The organism is Paraburkholderia sediminicola (assembly GCF_046027355.1).
GTDB lineage: Bacteria > Pseudomonadota > Gammaproteobacteria > Burkholderiales > Burkholderiaceae > Paraburkholderia > Paraburkholderia sediminicola_B.
In genome coordinates, this window is sequence record NZ_JAQQEK010000035.1 from 38,206 (window position 1) to 56,880 (window position 18,675).

At 62.9% G+C, this 18,675-nt stretch carries 17 protein-coding genes; 14 read left to right on the forward strand and 3 right to left on the reverse strand.

All coding sequences use genetic code 11. From position 1 onward, the window contains the following. Positions 1–30: 30 nt before the first annotated feature. Entirely contained in the window at positions 31–1,026 is a 996-nt protein-coding gene (locus tag PQR42_RS37570; RefSeq protein WP_408388629.1) for an aldo/keto reductase, read from the reverse strand. A 454-nt stretch (positions 1,027–1,480) separates the two neighbouring features. Here PQR42_RS37570 and PQR42_RS37575 point away from each other — a divergent pair, with 454 nt between their 5' ends. The 6 genes from PQR42_RS37575 (at position 1,481) to PQR42_RS37600 (ending at position 11,588) form a co-directional block, all read left to right on the forward strand. Beyond that, entirely contained in the window at positions 1,481–3,682 is a 2,202-nt protein-coding gene (locus PQR42_RS37575; protein ID WP_408388627.1) for a TonB-dependent receptor, read from the forward strand. A gap of 69 nt (positions 3,683–3,751) precedes the next feature. Continuing rightward, entirely contained in the window at positions 3,752–4,435 is a 684-nt protein-coding gene (locus PQR42_RS37580; protein WP_408388625.1) for a Fe2+-dependent dioxygenase, read from the forward strand. Beyond that, a complete protein-coding gene (locus PQR42_RS37585) occupies positions 4,432–5,154 on the forward strand; it encodes a PepSY-associated TM helix domain-containing protein (protein WP_408495147.1) in 723 nt (240 codons plus the stop codon). Before PQR42_RS37580 ends, PQR42_RS37585 begins: the two co-directional genes overlap by 4 nt. Positions 5,155–5,483: 329 nt before the next feature. Continuing rightward, positions 5,484–10,427, forward strand: coding sequence for a response regulator (locus tag PQR42_RS37590; RefSeq protein ID WP_408388619.1), 4,944 nt, complete (start codon positions 5,484–5,486; stop codon positions 10,425–10,427). A gap of 106 nt (positions 10,428–10,533) precedes the next feature. Further along, complete coding sequence (locus PQR42_RS37595; protein ID WP_408211552.1) at positions 10,534–11,226, forward strand: nitroreductase; 693 nt, start codon at positions 10,534–10,536, stop codon at positions 11,224–11,226. Positions 11,227–11,276: 50 nt separating this feature from the next. Next, a complete protein-coding gene (locus PQR42_RS37600; RefSeq protein WP_408388617.1) occupies positions 11,277–11,588 on the forward strand; it encodes a high-potential iron-sulfur protein in 312 nt (103 codons plus the stop codon). A 28-nt stretch (positions 11,589–11,616) separates the two neighbouring features. Here PQR42_RS37600 and PQR42_RS37605 read toward each other — a convergent pair whose 3' ends face one another. Both PQR42_RS37605 and PQR42_RS37610 read right to left on the reverse strand, forming a co-directional pair. Beyond that, positions 11,617–11,967, reverse strand: a complete 351-nt coding sequence (locus tag PQR42_RS37605) for a DOPA 4,5-dioxygenase family protein (protein WP_408211546.1) — start codon at positions 11,965–11,967, stop codon at positions 11,617–11,619. A gap of 35 nt (positions 11,968–12,002) precedes the next feature. Beyond that, on the reverse strand, positions 12,003–12,476 hold the full coding sequence (locus tag PQR42_RS37610) for a GNAT family N-acetyltransferase (protein ID WP_408211544.1): 474 nt from the start codon (positions 12,474–12,476) through the stop codon (positions 12,003–12,005). A 377-nt stretch (positions 12,477–12,853) separates the two neighbouring features. On the opposite strand from PQR42_RS37610, the gene PQR42_RS37615 reads away from it, so the two are divergent. From PQR42_RS37615 to PQR42_RS37650, 8 genes are all read left to right on the forward strand, one after another. Beyond that, positions 12,854–13,138: a hypothetical protein gene (locus tag PQR42_RS37615; protein ID WP_408388615.1), complete on the forward strand. Its 285-nt coding sequence runs from the start codon at positions 12,854–12,856 to the stop codon at positions 13,136–13,138. 144 nt (positions 13,139–13,282) lie between these two features. Further along, entirely contained in the window at positions 13,283–13,555 is a 273-nt protein-coding gene (locus PQR42_RS37620) for a DUF1488 family protein (RefSeq protein ID WP_095421882.1), read from the forward strand. A 1,001-nt stretch (positions 13,556–14,556) separates the two neighbouring features. Continuing rightward, a complete protein-coding gene (locus tag PQR42_RS37625; RefSeq protein ID WP_408388613.1) occupies positions 14,557–15,030 on the forward strand; it encodes a hypothetical protein in 474 nt (157 codons plus the stop codon). Positions 15,031–15,402: 372 nt separating this feature from the next. After that, positions 15,403–15,756 carry a YciI family protein gene (locus PQR42_RS37630; RefSeq protein ID WP_408388611.1) on the forward strand — a complete coding sequence of 118 codons (354 nt, stop codon included), beginning with the start codon at positions 15,403–15,405 and terminating at the stop codon, positions 15,754–15,756. A 149-nt stretch (positions 15,757–15,905) separates the two neighbouring features. Then, positions 15,906–16,319, forward strand: a complete 414-nt coding sequence (locus tag PQR42_RS37635; protein WP_408388609.1) for a YciI family protein — start codon at positions 15,906–15,908, stop codon at positions 16,317–16,319. Positions 16,320–16,368: 49 nt separating this feature from the next. After that, positions 16,369–16,896 (forward strand): SRPBCC family protein, encoded by a 528-nt coding sequence (locus tag PQR42_RS37640; protein ID WP_408388607.1) that lies wholly within the window; start codon positions 16,369–16,371, stop codon positions 16,894–16,896. 57 nt (positions 16,897–16,953) lie between these two features. Beyond that, positions 16,954–17,361 carry a VOC family protein gene (locus tag PQR42_RS37645; RefSeq protein ID WP_408211530.1) on the forward strand — a complete coding sequence of 136 codons (408 nt, stop codon included), beginning with the start codon at positions 16,954–16,956 and terminating at the stop codon, positions 17,359–17,361. A 4-nt stretch (positions 17,362–17,365) separates the two neighbouring features. Continuing rightward, positions 17,366–18,640, forward strand: a complete 1,275-nt coding sequence (locus tag PQR42_RS37650) for an RNA polymerase sigma factor (RefSeq protein WP_408388605.1) — start codon at positions 17,366–17,368, stop codon at positions 18,638–18,640. The last annotated feature ends 35 nt before the right edge of the window (positions 18,641–18,675 follow it).

Consider the following 18,675-nt stretch of genomic DNA (forward strand, 5'->3'; position numbering starts at 1 on the left):
CGCAGCGGCCTCCGCGACAGCCGACTACGCTCATCGCGCTGCGTCACCCCAACGGTATTCCAGACTGGCTTCATCGAGCTGCGTCTTGACCTGCTCATCGAGCACGAACTCGGACGCCGCGAGCGTGTCGCTCAATTGCTCGGCGCGGCTCGCGCCGATAATCGCCGACGTGACGAGCGGATTCGCCAGCACCCAGGCGAGCGAAACCCGCGTCAGCGATTCGCCGGTCGGCGTCGCGATCGCTTTCAATTGCTCGATCGTCTCGAACTCGCGTTTGTGCCAGTACCGTTGCTGATACATCGCGCCGGCCTTCCCGACGGTTTCGGTGAAACGGCCGGACGTCGGCGCAGCATCCAGTTGATGCTTGCCTGTGAGCAGGCCGCCCGCGAGCGGGTTGTACGGCATCACGGCCAATTGCTCTTCGGTTGCGAGCGGCAACAATTCGCGTTCGATCTGGCGGAACAACAAGTTATAGCGGGGTTGCACGGAGACGAAGCGCGCCACGCGCAAGACATCGGCGCGGCCCAAGGCGCGCGCCAGCCGATACGCGAGAAAGTTCGACACGCCGATATAGCGCGCCCTGCCTGATCGCACGATCACGTCCAGCGCCTCGAGCGTTTCGTCGAGCGGCGTATTCGCGTCGTCGGAGTGGAGCTGGTAGAGGTCCACGTAATCCGTGCCGAGGCGCTGCAACGAGGTGTCGATTGCATTCAGCAGATGTTTGCGCGACGCGCCTTGATCCCACGCCGACGGTCCCATCTTGCCCACTGCTTTCGTCGCCAGAATGAAACGCTCGCGCTTGCCCTTCAGCCAGCGCCCGACAATTTCCTCCGTGCGGCCGGCAATGTTCTCGGTGCCGCCGAGCGGATAAACATCGGCGGTATCGATGAAGTTCACGCCGGCATCCGCCGCCGTGTCGAGAATGCGATGCGAGACATCTTCTTCAGTCTGCAGGCCAAAGGTCATCGTGCCGAGACACAAGCGCGAAACGGTCAGGCCGGTGCGGCCGAATTTGCGGTATTGCATGGTCAACTCCGGGGATGAACGGAACAGTTCGATAGGCAGTGTTGCAAAAAGGATAAACGGAGTCGGGATTTAGTGCCGGCAGCGGCTGCCGGCGGCCGTTATTAAATTGAAAGCTTTGTGGCAGTGTCTTTTTTACCTTCGACTTCAAAAGCCTTTCGTTTCAACACACTAAATATTACGGATATGTAATAAATCGGCGTGACAGCGGGCTCTAAAATTACAAATCACATACATTCGTAAAAAATAGAAACAATTCTGTTACTAGGGGTAAGGCTTGCCGCGATTGATGCGGTTTTATGCGTGTGGAATGATAGCGATTCTCATTTAACCACTAGCCAGCCATCCCGTCGTCTGTGCCGTGCGCACGAGACCGGCAGCCAGCCAATTGCGACTTTGTCATCGATTCCATCTCAGGTATGCGAATCCGGCAAGCGCATTTCCGACGGGAATTCCCATGTTCAACCACACGCCGCTTGCGACTGCGTTAGCGTTAGCTTTTGCCGTTCCCTTTGCGACTCCGGCGGTCGCGCAGACTGCTCCGCAAACCACTTCGCAGCCGCCGGCCGCGAATGCAAATGCGACGACGACGACCACCGCAACCGACAGCGGCACCTTGCCGACCATCGGCGTCGCGGCACAGGCTGAACAACAGGACTTCCAGGCAGAGCGTTCGACCGTCGGAGCAAAGACGCCCACGGCGCTGCGCGATATTCCGCAGACCGTCACCGTCATCAACAAGGCCGTGCTGCAATCGCAAGGCGCCACCTCGTTCCAGGACGCGCTGCGCAATGCGCCGGGCGTGACGATCGGCGCGGCTGAAGGCGGCCAGATCGGCAACAACATCAACCTGCGCGGCTTCACCGCGCAGAACGACATCTATCTGGACGGCTTCCGCGATCGTAACCAGTACTATCGCGACACGTTCGACCTCGAAGAACTCGAAGTGCTTTACGGTCCGTCGTCGATGCTGTTCGGCCGCGGCTCGACGGGCGGCGTGATCAACCAGGTCAGCAAGAAGGCGAACCTGCACGACTCGGCGGAAGTCACGGGCATGATCGGCACGGACGACAAATATCGCAGCACCGTCGACGTGAACCATAAGCTGACGGATACGTCGGCGATTCGCCTGAACGCCTTCGGCCAAAGCCTCGGTTCGACGCGCGACGAGATGAAGAACAAGGACTACGGCATCGCGCCGGAAGTGCGTTTCGGGATCGGCACGCCGACTGAAGTGACGATCTCCGCGCTGATCCAGCACAACTACGACATGCCGGACTACGGCGTGCAGGCGTTGAACGGCCGCCCGTCGCCGGTGCCGAAGAACACGTTCTACGGCTTGACGACCGACCGGACGATCCAGGACGTGCAGACCGTCACCGCCGCGGTCAAGCACAAGTTCTCGGACAACCTGATCCTGACGAACCAGACGCAGTTCTCGCACTCGATGACCGACGCGCGCGAAACCGCGCCGCAAGCGGTGTTGACGGGACCGCTCGCCAGTAGCACCGCGTTGACCAACGGCAATTTCACGACGCTCTCGCCGTCGCAACTGTTCATCAAGTTGCAAAGCCACGACCGCGTGATCGAGAACCACTCGCTGTACAACGACACGATGCTCCAATACAAGTTCGTCACCGGCCCGATCAAGCACGACCTGATCGCCGGTGTCGATCTCGGCCACGACAGCTATTCGAACCAGGCATACACCCGTAACAACTTGCCGGTCGTGACGATGGTGAACCCGGCGTATCTGTCCAACCCTGCCGGTGTGACCACCACGGTCGGTAACTATGCCGATTCCGGCTCGAACGAAATTGGCGCGTACGTGAACGACACCGTGTCGATCGGCCAGCAGTGGAAGGTGATCGGCGGATTGCGTTGGGATCGCTTCCAGGCGCAGATCCACAACTCGATCAGCCTGCCGAGCTATGCGACGCAGACCAACTTCTTCACCAGCGTGCGCGCCGGCGTGATCTATCAGCCGACCGACTGGCAGTCGTACTACGTGTCGTACGGCACGTCGTTCAATCCGTCGCTCGAAGCGCTGACGGTGACCAACCTCACGCAGAACCTTGCGCCCGAGTCGACCAAGTCGTACGAAGTCGGCGGCAAATGGGACCTGCTCGGCGGCAATCTCTCGGTGACGTCGTCATTCTTCCGCGAAGAAAAGACCAACGCGCGCACGCAGGTCTCGCCGACCGAATACGAACTCGACGGCGACATCCGTGTCGACGGTTTCCAGGCCGGCGTGACGGGCCACATTACCGACAAGTGGCAAGTGTTCGGCGGCTACACCTACATGGACGCCATCATCCTGAAGGCGCGCGATGGTACGCAAGGGCACGTGCCGGCCAACACGCCGCGCAATACGCTGACGTTCTGGACCACCTACGCGCTCACGCCGCACTGGGAAATCGGCGGCGGCCCAACGTATATGTCGCCGCGCTACGCATCGAATACGAACTACGTGCAGGTGCCGGGCTACACGCGCTGGGACGCGACCGCTGCGTATCACGCGAAGAAATACGACGTACGCCTGAATCTGCTGAACCTGACCAACAAGTACTACTACGACGCGCTGATTCCGTCGGACGGCGGCCGTTCCGTGCCGGGTATCGGTCGCACTTTGCTGGCAACGTTCGACTACCGCTTTTGATACGCCTTGAACGGATGCGTTAGGCTTGCCGTTTTCGAAGACGGCAAGCCGACGCAAAAAGGAAACACCATGTTGCTGCACATTCCGAACGTACTGAACGCCGAGCAGTTGCGGCTCGTGCGCGAGCGGCTCGACCAGGCGGACGACGCCTGGGTCGACGGCCGCGCGACCGCCGGCTATCAGGGCGCGCCGGTCAAGCGTAATCAGCAGATCGCCGAGCACACGCCGATTGCGCGCGAGCTCGGCGACGTGATTCTCGCGTCGATCGAGCGCAATCCGCTGTTCATCAGCGCGGTGTTGCCGAACCAGGTGTACCCGCCGCTTTTCAATCGTTACGAAGGCGGCATGCAGTTCGGCAGTCACGTCGACGGCGCCGTGCGCGTGCTACCCAACGGCGTGAAGCTGCGCACCGATGTATCGGTGACGCTGTTCATTTCCGACCCCGCCGACTACGACGGTGGCGAACTCGTGATCGAAGACACGTACGGCGTGCAGCAGGTCAAGCTGCCGGCCGGCGACATGATCGTCTATCCGGCGACGAGTTTGCATCAAGTCACGCCGGTCACGCGCGGCGCGCGGATCGCGAGTTTCTTCTGGGTGCAAAGCCTCGTGCGCAGCGATACGCAGCGCGCCATGCTGTTCGACATGGACACGGCGATTCAACGGCTGAACGCCAGCAACGCCGACGATACCGCGCGCCGCAGCCTCGTCGGCATTTATCACAACCTGTTGCGGACCTGGAGCGAAACGTGAGCGTACCCGAGGCAATCGACATTCAATCGCCCGTGGGCATCGACCATGTGACGCGTGAGCCGCGGCGGCTGGATAACGACGAATTCAAAGCGCGGCAGCAGCGCTCGCGCCGCGCCACCTTCGTCAAATGGCTGCGCAAGGTGCATGGCTGGATCGGCTTGTGGGGCGCGGCGCTGGGTTTGTTGTTCGGCACCACGGGGTTTCTGCTGAACCATCGCGGCGGGCCGCTCAAAGTGTCGACCGGCGAGCCGCAAGTAGCGGTGTTGCAGGTGCCGTTGCCGCAACCCGCGCCGGAGTCGCCGCGTGAGCTGGGCAAGTGGCTCAAGCACGAACTGAAGCTGGCGGGCACGCCCGGACGCGTTCAGAAAGAGCCGGCGCATCCGGTGGCGTGGGGCGAGCACAGCGTCGTCCAGCCGGAGCACTGGCAGCTCAACTTCGCGTCGCCGCACGAGAACACGTCCGCCGAATACTGGGTGGGCAACGGCTATGTGACAGTCAAGCGCAGCGAGAACACCTTTCTTGCGATGATGACCAACCTGCACAAGGGCGTCGGCCTGAGCGTCGGCTGGGTGCTGCTGATCGATACGCTCGCAGGCAGCATCATCTTGCTGTCGCTCACTGGCGTTCTGCTCTGGACGGAGTTGAGCAAACGCAAGACCGTCGGCGCGGTGTTGGTGCTGGGGTCGATCGTCGCCGCGGTGTGTGTGGGCCTGCTGTAAAGACCCTGCAAGCCTGCCGTGATCGAAGAAAACCGGTCGCGCGCCAAAGGCGTTGCGATCGGGAAAATTGCCTTTCCGTACGCATTGCATCAAGGTACGTTTTACCTGCATTTCCGTTTCATTTCGCGGTGTCTTGCCGATGCCGCCCAATCCTCTGCACAGCGCTCAGTCCCGCGCCGCGAAAAGCCCGCTGTGCCGGGCTTTTGCGCCTCGTCTCATCTTCCTCCGGCACACCGCTCCGTGCGAGAATCGCGCTACGTCAATTGCGTGGTGATCGTTAGCCATCCGTCGTATCAGGCACCGCTTTTGCAATAGCGGTCCGCACGAATATGATCCGCCGCGTCGAGGAGATCGCGTTGAAACAGCCGGACCGCTTCATGTCGGATGCACCGCCCGCCGGTTTGGCCGCCCCGTCCTTTCTTGCCGGCGGCGGCGAACTCGGCGCACTGATCCGCGCCTACGACTGGACGCAGACGGCGCTCGGCGCGCCCGACACCTGGCCGCAAGGTCTGAAGATCGCGATCCGCATCATGCTCACGTCGCGTCAGCCGATCTGGATCGGTTGGGGCGACGATCTGCTCTATTTCTACAACGACCCGTACAAATCGATCATCGGCGGCAAGCATCCGGTCGCGCTCGGTCAACCGACGCACGTCGTGTGGCGGGAAATCTGGACCGACATCGAGCCGCTCCTGGCTACCGCGCTGGCGGGCGCCGAGGGCATCTTCGTCGAACAGAAGCTGCTCATCATGGAGCGCAACGGTTTTCCCGAGGAGACGTATTACACCTTCTCGTACAGCCCCATTCCCGGCGAGGACGGTGAACCCGGCGGCATCATCTGCGCCAACAGCGACGACACCGTGCAGGTGGTCGGCGAACGGCAACTGGCGCTGCTGAAGGAACTGGCGGCCGTCAGTCCGGACGGCCGCGACTGGCGCGAGGCGTGCGAACTCAGCGCGCGCGCGTTGCAGTCGAATCCGCAAGACCTGCCTTTCGCTTTGCTATACGCAGCCGAACCCGGCAGCGACACGGCGACGCTGGTAGGCGCGAGCGGCATCGAGCCGGGCCACCCGGCGGCGCCGCAGACGCTGCGCGTCGATGATTCTCTCTGGCCGGTCGCCGACGTGTTCAAAATCCAGGCGCCGCAATTGGTTCGCGACTTGACGCAGCGTTTCGGCATCGCGTTGCCGAAGGGGCCGTGGCATCTCGCACCGGAGCAGGCGGTCATCCTGCCGGTGTCGCCCGGCAGTGAGTCGACGCAGACGGTGGTTCTGATTGCCGGCCTGAACCCTTGCCGTCTTTTCGACGACGCCTATCGCAGCTTCCTGAACCTGGCCGCCGGCCAGATCGGCGCGGCGATCGGCTACGCGCAGGCGTATCAGGAAGAGCGGCGGCGCGCGGAAGCGCTGGCCGAAATCGACCGCGCGAAGACCACGTTCTTCTCCAACATCAGCCACGAATTCCGCACGCCGTTGACGCTGATGCTCGGCCCGCTCGAAGAACTGCTCGCCAAGCCGCAGCAAGCCGCGAGCGGCGACGGCGCGCAGACGGGCAACGATATCGACGACCGCGCGCTGATCGAGATCACGCATCGCAACGGCTTGCGTCTGCTGAAGCTCGTCAACGCATTGCTGGATTTCTCGCGGATCGAGGCGGGTCGCATCCAGATCCACACGCAGCCCACCGACATCGCCGCCTTCACGGCCGAACTCGCGTCGCTATTCCAGTCCGCGATCGAGGCGGCCGGCCTGCGCCTCGAAGTGGAGATTCCGGCCACGCCCGTGGTCGTGCAACTCGACCGCGAGATGTGGGAAAAGGTCGTGATGAACCTGCTGTCGAACGCGTACAAGTTCACGTTCTTCGGCACGATCCGGGTCGCGGTTCGCGCTGACGAAGGCGGCGGCGTCGAGGTCAGCGTGACGGACAGCGGCATCGGCATTGCGGAAGAAGAAGTGCCGCGCCTCTTCGAGCGCTTTCATCGGGTGGCGGGCGCACCGGGGCGCTCCGTGGAAGGCAGCGGCATCGGGCTCGCGATGGTGCAGGAACTGGTGAAGCTGCACGGTGGCACGGTGCGGGTCGACAGTGTGCTCGGTGAAGGTGCGTGCTTTACCGTTTCGCTGCCGCGCGGCGCCGTGCTGTCCCAGCCCGAGGACGCAGCCGTGCACGCCGCCATGAGCAAGCACGCGCGCACCTACGTCGATGCCGCGCTGCGCTGGAGTCCGGAGAACGAACTCGTGGACAGCGCGTCGATCGAGACGGCATCGGCTAACGAGGCGCCGCCCGAGGCTGCGCCGGTCGCCGCCGCGCGGCTGCTGGTCGTCGACGACAATGCCGACTTGCGTGAGTACATGAGCCGCATATTGCGCGCGGCGGGCCATGACGTGCGGCTCGCCACCGACGGCCTGGCCGCGCTGGAAGCCGCGCGCGCGGAACCGCCCGATCTGGTGCTCTCCGACGTGATGATGCCGCGCCTCGACGGCTTCGGGCTCCTGCGCGCACTGCGCGCCGATCCGGACTTGCGCGACACGCCGGTGCTGATCCTGTCCGCGCGTGCGGGAGAGGAAGCGCGCATGGACGGCATCGAGCATGGCGCCGACGACTATCTGACCAAGCCCTTCTCGGCCCGCGAGTTGCTGGCCCGCGTGTCGGGCAATCTGCAACTCGCGCGCTTGCGCCGCGAGACCGAGATGAAGCTGCGCGAGGAATCGCGCACGCTGGAGATTCTCAATCGCGTCGGCTCGACGGTGGCGGCCGAACTCGATCTGAACCGCGCAGTGCAGATCGTGACCGACGCGGCCACCGAACTGACCGGCGCCGCGTTCGGCTCGTTCTTCTACAACGTGCTCGACCAAAAGGGCGGCAGCTACATGCTGTATACCCTGTCCGGCGTGCCGAAAGAAGCGTTCGAGCGGTTTCCGATGCCGCGCAACACAGCGGTGTTCGCGCCCACGTTCCAGGGCGAGGGCATCGTGCGCGTTGACGACATCACGCAGGATCCGCGCTATGGCCACAACGCGCCACATCGTGGCATGCCGGAGGGTCATCTGAAGGTGCGCAGCTATCTGGCCGCGCCGGTGCAGTCGCGCAGCGGCGAAGTGGTCGGCGGTCTGTTCTTCGGCCACCCGGAGCCCGGCGTGTTCACCGAGCGCGCCGAGCGCATCGTGGCCGGTATCGCCGCGCAGGCGGCGATTGCCATCGACAACGCGCGCTTGTATCAGGCGGCGCAAACGGAAATCGCCGAGCGCACCAAGGCGCAAAGCGCGTTGCGAGATCTGAACGAAACGCTGGAGCGCCGCGTGATCGAGACGGTGGCGGACCGCGACCGTCTGTGGGAGTTGAGCGAGGATCTGCTGGTGGTGGCCGATATCGAAGGCCGCTTGCAGCGCGTGAGTCCATCGTGGAGCACGGCGCTCGGTCATAACGTGCACTGGCTGATGTCGCGTTCCTACGTTGATCTGGTTCATCCGGATGATGTCGAGACTGTCCGCACGCATCTGGCCGAACTGCGCAGAACGGGCGTGCCGGTACGCTATGAAAACCGCTTCAAGCGGATCGACGGCACATGGCGCTGGGTCGCGTGGACGCTCGCGCTCGATCCCGACACGGCGCGCATTCACGGCGTGGGCCGCGACGTCACCGCCGACAAGGAAACCACCGAAGCGCTGCGGCACGCCGAAGAAGCGCTGCGCATGGCGCAGAAGATGGAAGCGATCGGCAAGCTCACGGGCGGCGTCGCGCACGACTTCAACAACCTGCTGCAAGTGATCGGCGGCAATCTGCAACTGCTGGCGAAAGACGTCGCCGGTTCGGAGAAGCCCGAACAGCGCGTGCGCAACGCACTGGCGGGCGTCGCGCGAGGCGCGAACCTCGCTTCGCAACTGCTCGCGTTCGGGCGGCGTCAGCCGCTGGCGCCGAAGGTCGTCAATCTCGGCCGCTTCGTGCGCGGACTCGACGACATGCTGAGGCGCGCGCTCGGCGACGGCGTCGAAATCGAAACGATCGTGTCGGGCGGCTTGTGGAATACGCTGGTCGATCCGTTTCAGGTCGAGAACGCGCTGCTGAATCTGGCGATCAACGCGCGGGACGCCATGAACGGCCACGGCAAGCTCACGATCGAAGCCGGCAACGCCGCGCTCGACGACGCCTACGCCAAGCGCAACGCGGAGGTCACGCCAGGCCAGTACGTGATGCTGGCGGTCACCGACACGGGCTCCGGCATGCCGCCGGAAGTGCGCGAGCGCGTGTTCGAGCCGTTCTTCACGACCAAGCCCGAAGGCCAGGGCACGGGCCTCGGCTTGAGCATGGTGTATGGCTTCGTCAAGCAGTCCGGCGGCCATGTGAAGATCTACAGCGAGGAAGGCCACGGCACGACGATCCGCATTTATCTGCCGCGGGTGCGCCAGGAAGAAGACCTCGAGACGAATATCGACGCCGGTCCTGCCAAGGGCGGCACGGAAACCATTCTGGCGGTCGAGGACGACGAGGAAGTACGCACGACCGTGGTCGAAATGCTCTCCGACCTCGGCTACCGCGTACTGAAGGCGAAAGACGCGCAAAGCGCGCTGGCGATCGTCGAAAGCGGCGTGCCGATCGACATGCTGTTTACCGATGTGGTGATGCCCGGTCCGCTGCGCAGCACCGAACTCGCCCGCAAGGCGCGCGAGCGATTGCCGGCCATCGCGGTGCTGTTCACGTCGGGCTACACGGATAACGCGATCGTGCATTCGGGGCGGCTCGATGACGGCATCGAATTGCTTAGCAAGCCGTACACGCACGAAGCGTTGGCGCGCAAAGTCCGCTACGTGCTGCAAGCGCAGAATCCGCAGGCCGCCGAAATCGCCGAGGCCGAGCAGCATCTTCTCGAGATCGATCCGCCCGTGATGCCGGATAGCGCCGATAGTTTCGTCGCTCAGACGCGGCTGCGGATTCTGCTGGTGGAAGACGACGAGCTGATTCGCGTGAGCACCGCCGAACTGTTGCGCACGTTCGACTTCGACATTCTGGAAGCCGAAGGCGAGCATGACGCCAAGCAGATTCTCAGCGAACACGCGATCAGCGTGATGCTGACCGACGTGGGGCTGGCGGGCAAGTCGGGCATCGACCTGGCGCTGGAGGTGTGTCGCGAGCGGCCCGATCTGCGCGTGATCTTCCTGACCGGCTACGACCTCGTGCTGACGCCGGAGCAGCGCAAGGTTTTGCCGCACGCGATCCTGCTGCGCAAGCCCTACGATCCGCTCGATCTCATCGATGCGCTGAAAACGCCGCTGCGCTAAACCCGCTACGCGCGGCCGGCGTTGCCGGCCCGCCAGCGGGAAAGTGGGCGCTCGCGCTAGAATTCTCGCAGACCGCCACGACTGCTGGCTCCGCCGGAATTCGCCGATGACCACACCCGCTGCCAACGAAGTCGACGCCGCGCTCGTCACGCGGCGTTCGATTCGCGCCTTTCTGCCCACGCCGGTGTCGCGCGACGACATCGAAGCCATTCTTGAAGCCGCCAGCCGCGCGCCTTCGGGCACCAATACGCAGCCGTGGAAAGTCTACGTGGTGACGGGCGTGTCGCTCGCGCGTCTTTCGCAGGCCTTGCTCGACGCTTACGACGACCCGCAACGCGACGCGCTGTATCAGGAAGAATATCCGTACTACCCGCATCAATGGGTGTCGCCGTATATCGATCGGCGCCGCAAAATCGGCTGGGACCTGTATGGCCTGCTCGGCATCGAGAAGGGCGACAAGGCGCGCATGCACGAACAGCATGCGCAGAACTACCGCTTCTTCGGCGCACCGGTGGGCTTGTTCTTCACCATCGACCGGGTGATGGAGCGCGGCAGCTGGCTCGACTACGGCATGTTCCTGCAGGCGATCATGACGGCTGCGCGTGGACGGGGTCTCGATACCTGTCCGCAGGCCGCGTTTACGCCGTTTCATCGGGTGATTGCGGAGCAGCTCGGCTTGCCGCCGCAAGAGCAACTGGTGTGCGGCATGTCGCTCGGATTCGCCGACGAAAACGCTTTGGTCAACACGTTACGCACCGAACGCGAACCAGTCGAACGGTTCACGCGATTTCTCGATTGACGGCGATTGATTGCGATCGAGACAAGTCCCCCACTTTCCATCGGACCCATATGAAAACATCGCGTCGTCATTTTCTGCTGCTAGGCATGAGCGCGGGTTCCGCGCTCATGCTCACCCGCGCCGCTTTCGCCGATACGGCGAACGCACTCAGCGAATCCGATCCGAAGGCGCAAGCCGTTGGCTATAAGGCGGACGCGACCAAGGTCGACAAGGCGAAATTCCCCGGCTACGCCGCCGGACAAAGCTGTGCCAACTGCTCGCTGTTCCAGGGCAAAGCCAACGACGCATACGGCGGGTGCACGCTGTTCGGCGATAAGCAGGTCGCGGCGCTTGGCTGGTGCAGTTCGTACTCGAATATGTGAACGGCACGGGGCGCCGCGTTCACGGCGATCAATTCAACGCGCTCAGCACCAGTTCATGCGAACGGCCGATCCACACGGCTGCGTCGCGGTGATCGCGTAGCGCGTCGCCGGTATTCGGGTGCACGAAGATATCCAGTGCGCCGTGATTCAGCGTGAGCCAGCCGACCAGTTCGGCGAATTGCGCCTGCGTGAACGCGAGTTGATACGACCACATGGGATGCGGGCCCACCGGGCGCTCGTGAAAGCGGCCCAGCTGCAGTGTGTCGCCCCAGTGTGCGTCGATCTGCTCGCGGAAGGTCCACGCGGCGTCGCGGCTGCTCGCATCGAAATACACGTGGGCGTGCCAGCTTGCGATGGCGGAGGTGTCGCGAAAGGTCATATCAAGTCCGTTACGTATCAGTCTTTATCCGACATTCATTCTGCTTCAATTTCCGCCGACGCGCGCGGCTCGCGCCTCATGTGAAACTGTCTCTCATCTTCGCCGACGATCTCGAAGCCGAGGCGCTCGTACAGGCGCTGCGCGGGATTGCCTTTGAGCACCTTGAGGGTGAGCGGCAATGCGTCGGCCTGCGCGGCGCGCAACACCGTATGCAGCGCGCGTTCGCCGATGCCGCGCCCTTGAAGCGCCGGCGTGATCTGCAATTGCACGACGACCCACTCGGCGTCGGTGCGATGCGCTTTGAGCAAACCGGCGGGCGCGCCGTCGATGCAAATCACGCGCGCCGTGTCATAACGATGCAGCAGTCGCGCGCGATGCTCGGTATCGTCCGACGGTTCGCCGACGCGCGCGAGGTGCTCCGTCATGGTCGCCTTGCGCAGCTCGAATAGAAAGGCTTCGTCCTTGTCCAGCGCCGGACGCAGGGTGAAGACAGGTTCTTGAACGGACATGTTGGTAACGTTTCCGGCGTGCCGGCGGCTAGTAAGAATGGCCGTGAATTGTCGCGCCAGCAGCGCTTTTTTACCACGCGGTTATGTTTGTGCCTCTCGACTTTGCTGTTCGCCGGTCGTGCCGATCCCGTCGGCCGATGCTCCGCGCTACGATGGATTCGCGCGCTGCCGCGTGCGCCGCGTCAGGCGCGGTCGGTGTTTGCGGTGTGCCGGAGGCGTCATGTCGTCTGTTTGCGTTGCGCTCGCCACAGTTCGCGCGACGTGTTGGGTGCTCATTGGCATGCGCTTTGCTTTTGCCTTATCCGCGAATTGCTGGCGCGTGCGGGTTCGGACGTCGAACCGCCGAGGAACGACGCCAACCTGGCATAAAACGAAAAATGCTGAATGCGAAACCACATACGGTCACGCACGGGGTCGACGGCGACGCGATGACGCTCGTCTTTTATCCCGATACCGGTTGTTTGCGCTTTGTCGATGCGCGCGGCACGTGCCACGAGCTTCGGCCGCCGCATTCCTGGTTCGCGATATCGTCCGCGTCGCGAGGCGTGCGGCGCGGCACGCAAGCCATGACGGAAGGATTGAATGCACTGCTGCATGAGTTCTGCGCGAAACGCCCGCGTGGGTTGAGTGCGCATGCTACGGCCCACTCGACGGTGGGCTAGCGCACAGTGAGCGTGGCCGTGGCGCGATAGCGTGCATTGGTCAGTCAAAAGAACTCGACGCGTGGTTTCGCGTTTGTATTCAGTTTTTTTCGGTGTCGTTCGTTCAACACGGCGAGCGGCTTAACGAACTTTGCGAGGTGGGCCATGGAGATTATCGAGCTTGAACCAAGCGTCTCGGCAGACGGACGCGCGGTGATTTTCCAGCTTTCGACGCGAGGACGGGACCTCGAATGCGCCGTCACGCGTGAGGCCTTGGAACAGCATTTCTGGTTGCAACGCGACGCCGGCGAGGAACGCGTACTAAAGACTTTCGCTGACGGGCGCAAACGCATTACCGCCGTGGCGGAAAGAAAAATGCTCGCGCGTCCGGGCGAAAAAGTGCTGCTGACGATCAGCGATTTCGCCGCCCGGGGCTGATGAGATTTACGCCGCTCGTCTTGCAAGCGCAGATGCTCAAAGTTCAGCGAGCGACGGTGACGGTGCCGTCGCTCGTTTCGTTGCCGATTCGATCGGCACTTTTCGGCCGCGCGGCTGAAGTCGCCGGCGACGAATTGGCGCGGTAAATAACCGTGTGTCTCGCCGTGGCGGCGCAGGCTGCGCGCCGCTCACCTCTGAGGAAATCGGCCTGTTACACCGATTCGCCAAACTGGCCTGCCAAATCCCTTCGCTTCGCCCAATTGCATTCGCAAGTGCCGGAATACACTGTTTTCCATGGAGCGACAAATCACCGAGCCCCATCGACGCGGTCTTCCCCCGCGTTGTTTTGAACCGTACCGTTGATGGCAGTTTGCCGCGGTTGTCGAACGCGGCAGGGCAGTAAAGCAGTAGGTAAGAGAAGCAATGCAAACGGCGCGCGATCCATGCAATTTGCGCGTGAAGCAGCAGGGGGTTGCAGCTAGGCGATGTTGAAGGCGAAGGACCCGGCTGTGATTGCAGTGAGCAGTTCCGAAACGAATGTTTTTCGCAGCAGCAATATAGGCAGCACGGTTTTATTTGCAGTGGCAGTTCAAGTAGCAACAGCTTTGTTAGTTTGCGGTGGGTATAGGTCGGCGAGCATCCACGCGCGAGTACGCCTGTTCCATCCTGTCTGGCCCTGTTCCCTCGCGGGAACAGGGTTTTTTTTCGTCGAGACACGCGACGCGACTTGCAATTGCCAAGTTCGAACCGATATCCCAGCGTTGCACTGCGCGGTGCGCTCTTGGGTGGCATCGAACCACCGACCGGCCGCGTAGTATGAGATGCTTCATACAAACCGGACTTGAAGCCGTTTAAGTCTGTCTTAATAGTTGCTTGCCATGATGGTTGCACAGACTCCCATCAGAGCCTGTCAGGCCGCCGGCGTATCGGCGGCGTTTGCCACCGGAGAGCAGAAGAATTCGGTGGCGAAGCCGAGAGTCAGAGAAGGAGGTTGAACCGATATGTCCAGTAAATCGCGAACCCGCAAGCACAACCAGTCGGCCATGTCCCCGTTGTTGCGCGCGTTGACCTACAGCCGCACCGCCCATGAGCCGGTCACGTCGGCGATGCTTCTGCAGTGCTACGCCGCCCTCGATGCATTCCGGCACGGCTACGGCTCGCGGAATCTGCATATGACCTTGAGCCGGCATTTGCTGGTGTCGCAAGAACTTGCGCGCCTCGGGCTCGGCGAGGACGTGTTGTCCGACATCGAAAGCGCGCATGCGGCGATGGTGCAGCTCGACGCGCGTGAACACGAGGAAGGCGCGTGGGCCCTGGAAGACGGCGAATACGCCCGCCTGTGCACCGCGTTGGCGATTCTCGACGGCCAATTGTCCGTGGCATCGCTGAGCGAGATTGCGAGCGCGGAAGCGAGAATGATCGAAGGATTGATGCGCTCAGCGCAGGTGCAGGCGATTGCGGAAGCCGCGGTCTGAACCGAACGCATGGACTCCCCCCTTGTACAAACGCAAGTGAAACGCCCCATGTGGGGCGTTTTCTTATTCAGCCGCGTTGACGTTCCACTTCGTGGCGCTGATCGTTGTACCGCGTACGGTCTTTAGCGCATTGGAGAGGATTACTTCAATGCGGCGATATCGTATCGCACGGTAGAAAACGGTCCCCATGCCGTGCGGATATTACGAGTCTCCGTAAGACGCCTGATCGGCCGCCGCGCCAGCGCCGGATCGGGTTTGCCGGAGGCTTTCATGCTTGTTAGACTGCCTCTCGCAAACTCACCGCAAGCGCGTTTTTGCCTTCATACGCCTCCAGGGCGTTCACGTCTGCGGCGCGATCAAATCGGAGACGCCATGTCTTATATGCTGCTCATCGTCGAACCCACGGATCAACGCATTGAACGCGGTGAAGCTGCGGGCCGCGAAGTCTACGACCAGATGGTCCGGTTCGCCGCCGATCTGAAAGAACGCGGCAAACTGGTCGCGGTCGAATCGCTCACGTCCTTGAACGACGCCGTGCGCGTGCAGGTGCGCGACGGCCAGCCGAAACTGCTCGACGGCCCGTTCGCCGAAGCCAAGGAAATGGTCGGCGGGTTCTTTCTCCTCAATTGCGACACGCGTGAAGAAGCTGTGACCATTGCGCAAGCCTGCCCGGCGGCAACCTGGTGCACGGTCGAAGTCCGCAAGCTCGGACCTTGTTTCCTCTAGCCGATTCGCGCATCGACAGCATTTGTTTTCGGGGTTTTCCCTGGCGGATCGGCACAGGTGTCGATCCGGCTGTGCGTTGCTCGTCGTGTGAGTAAGGAGGCAGCCTGCGGGCTCGGCTCTCCCTCTCACAACGATAAGGAGTAACGGCGATGCGATTCATGATCCTTGTAAAAGCGACCGCTGCCAGTGAAGCCGGCGAGATGCCGGAAGCGTTCCTGATGGCCGCGATGGGCGCGTACCACGAAGAGCTGGCCAAGGCCGGCGTGCTGCTCGACGCGACCGGCCTGCAACCGAGTTCGAAAGGCTGGCGCGTTCGCTACAGCGGCGGCAAGCGCTCGGTGGTCGACGGCCCGTTTCCGGAAACCAAGGAACTGATTGCCGGCTACACGTTGATCCAGGTGCGCTCGCGTGAAGAAGCCATGGAATGGGCGCGGCGCTTTCCGGCGCCGTTCGGCGAGCAAGCGGACGGCGAAATCGAAGTGCGTCAACTGTTCGAACTCGACGACTTCGAACCCAGCCCGGAGTTGGACCGGTTCCGTGAACTGGAAGCCGGCAAGCGCTGAAGCGGCAACGCGAAGCCCGCGCCGATCCGGCTTTATCGAAGGATTCATCATGCTCAAGACCATACTGATCGCCGTGGTCGCGGCCGTGGGCCTGCTCTTGGTCTACGCGGCGACTCGGCCCGACAGCTTTCGCATCGAACGCAGCGTACGCATCCAGGCGCCGCCCGAGCGGATTTACGCGCTGATCGACAATCTCCATCAATTCAATCTGTGGAATCCGTTTCTGCGCAAAGACCCGGCGGCCCAAGGCACCTATAGCGGCACACCGAACGGCAAGGGCGCGCGTTATGCGTGGCAAAGCGATAAGGTCGGCGTGGGGCAAATGGAGATCGTCGATACGGCCGTGCCCACGAGCGTGACGTTCAACCTCGATTTTCTGAAGCCGTTCGAAGCGCACAACATGGCCGAATTCACACTGAAGCCTGAAGCAGGCGCGACTGAAGTGACCTGGGCGATGCACGGACCCACGCCGTTCATGTCGAAGCTGGTTCAGGTGTTCTTCAACATGGACAAAATGGTCGGCAAGGATTTCGAGGACGGCCTGAACAATCTGAAAACGCTCGCCGAGGCGAGCTGAACACGGCGCAGGGCGTTCCAGCCGCGCCCTGTCCACAACCGGTTAACGGACTCCATCATGCATAGGCAGATCTACGTCAATCTCGCGGTCGATAACCTCGAACGATCGAAAGCTTTCTTCAGCGCGATCGGTTTGAGCTTCGAACCGCAATTCACGAACGAACAGGCGGCCTGTCTGATCCTCGGCGAGAACATCTACGCGATGCTGCTGGTCAAGGACCTGTTCAAGTCGTTTACCCGCAAGTCGCTGTGCGATCCGAAGGAGAGCACGGAAGCGCTGGTGGGCCTGTCGTGCGAAAGCCGGACGGAGGTCGATGCGCTGGTCGCCAAGGCGCTCGCCGCGGGCGGCACCGTACCGCGCGCGCCGCAGGATTATGGTTTCATGTATGGGCACGGCTTCGAGGATATCGACGGCCACATCTGGGAGCTCATCTACATGGACCCGAACGCCAAGACGGCGGGCTGAGGCTGTGACCACGGCAGCCACCCACCGTGCCATCGAGGCAGTCTGGCGGATCGAGTCCGCCAAGGTCATTGCCCACGTCGCGCGAATCGTGCGCGACGTCGGGCTCGCCGAAGAACTGGCGCAAGACGCGCTGGTGGCCGCGCTCGAACATTGGCCTGACGCGGGCGTGCCCGACAACCCGGGAGCATGGCTGATGGCGACCGCAAAGAACCGTGCCCTCGACCGCTTGCGGCAGGAAGCGCTGCACGCCCGCAAGCGCCAGGAGCTGGGTCACGATCTCGACGCGATGGAGGCCCATCTCGTGCCCGATTTCGTCGATGCCCTCGATGCCGCCCGCGCCGACGATATCGGCGACGACCTGCTGCGGCTGGTGTTCACGGCGTGCCACCCGGTGTTGTCGACCGATGCGCGCGTCGCGCTTACGCTGCGCCTGCTCGGTGGCCTCAGCACGGACGAAATCGCGCGCGCGTTTCTCGTGCCCGAGCCAACCGTCGCACAGCGTATCGTGCGGGCTAAGCGCACGTTGTCAGCGGCCAAGGTGCCGTTCGAGGTGCCGCAAGCGGACGCCCGCGCGCCGCGGCTTGCCTCGGTGCTGCAGGTCATCTATCTGATTTTCAACGAAGGCTATTCGGCCACGGCCGGCGACGACTGGATGCGTCCGGCGCTCTGCGAGGAAGCGCTGCGGCTCGGCCGCGTGCTGAGCGGTCTGGTGCCCGACGAAAGCGAAGTACACGGCCTCGTCGCGCTGATGGAGATTCAGGCCTCGCGCACGCATGCGCGCACGGATGCGCAGGGCCGTCCGGTGCTGCTGCTCGATCAGGATCGCAGCCGCTGGGATCCGCTTCTGATCCGTCGCGGACTGTCTGCGCTCAACAGCGCGCATGCGCTGGGCGGCGCGAGCGGCCCGTATGCGTTGCAGGCAGCGCTCGCCGCCTGTCACGCTCGAGCGCGTCGCGCGGACGATACCGATTGGGCGCAGATCGTCGCGTTGTATGACGCGCTGTCGCAAGTGGCGCCGTCGCCGGTGGTCGAGTTGAACCGCGCGGTGGCGGTCGGCATGGCGTTCGGTCCGGCGGCCGGTCTGGAGATCGTCGATGCGCTGGCAAGCGATGCCGCGCTGGCGAACTATCACTGGTTGCCGAGCGTGCGTGGCGATCTGCTGGCGAAACTCGGACGCGTGGAAGAAGCGCGCGCCGAGTTCGAACGTGCCGCCGGGATGACGCGCAATGCACGCGAGCGCGAGATGTTGCTCGAACGCGCGCACGGCATCGCGCATTGAGCCTTGCCACGTATCGCCCTTACGTACACCGCCGT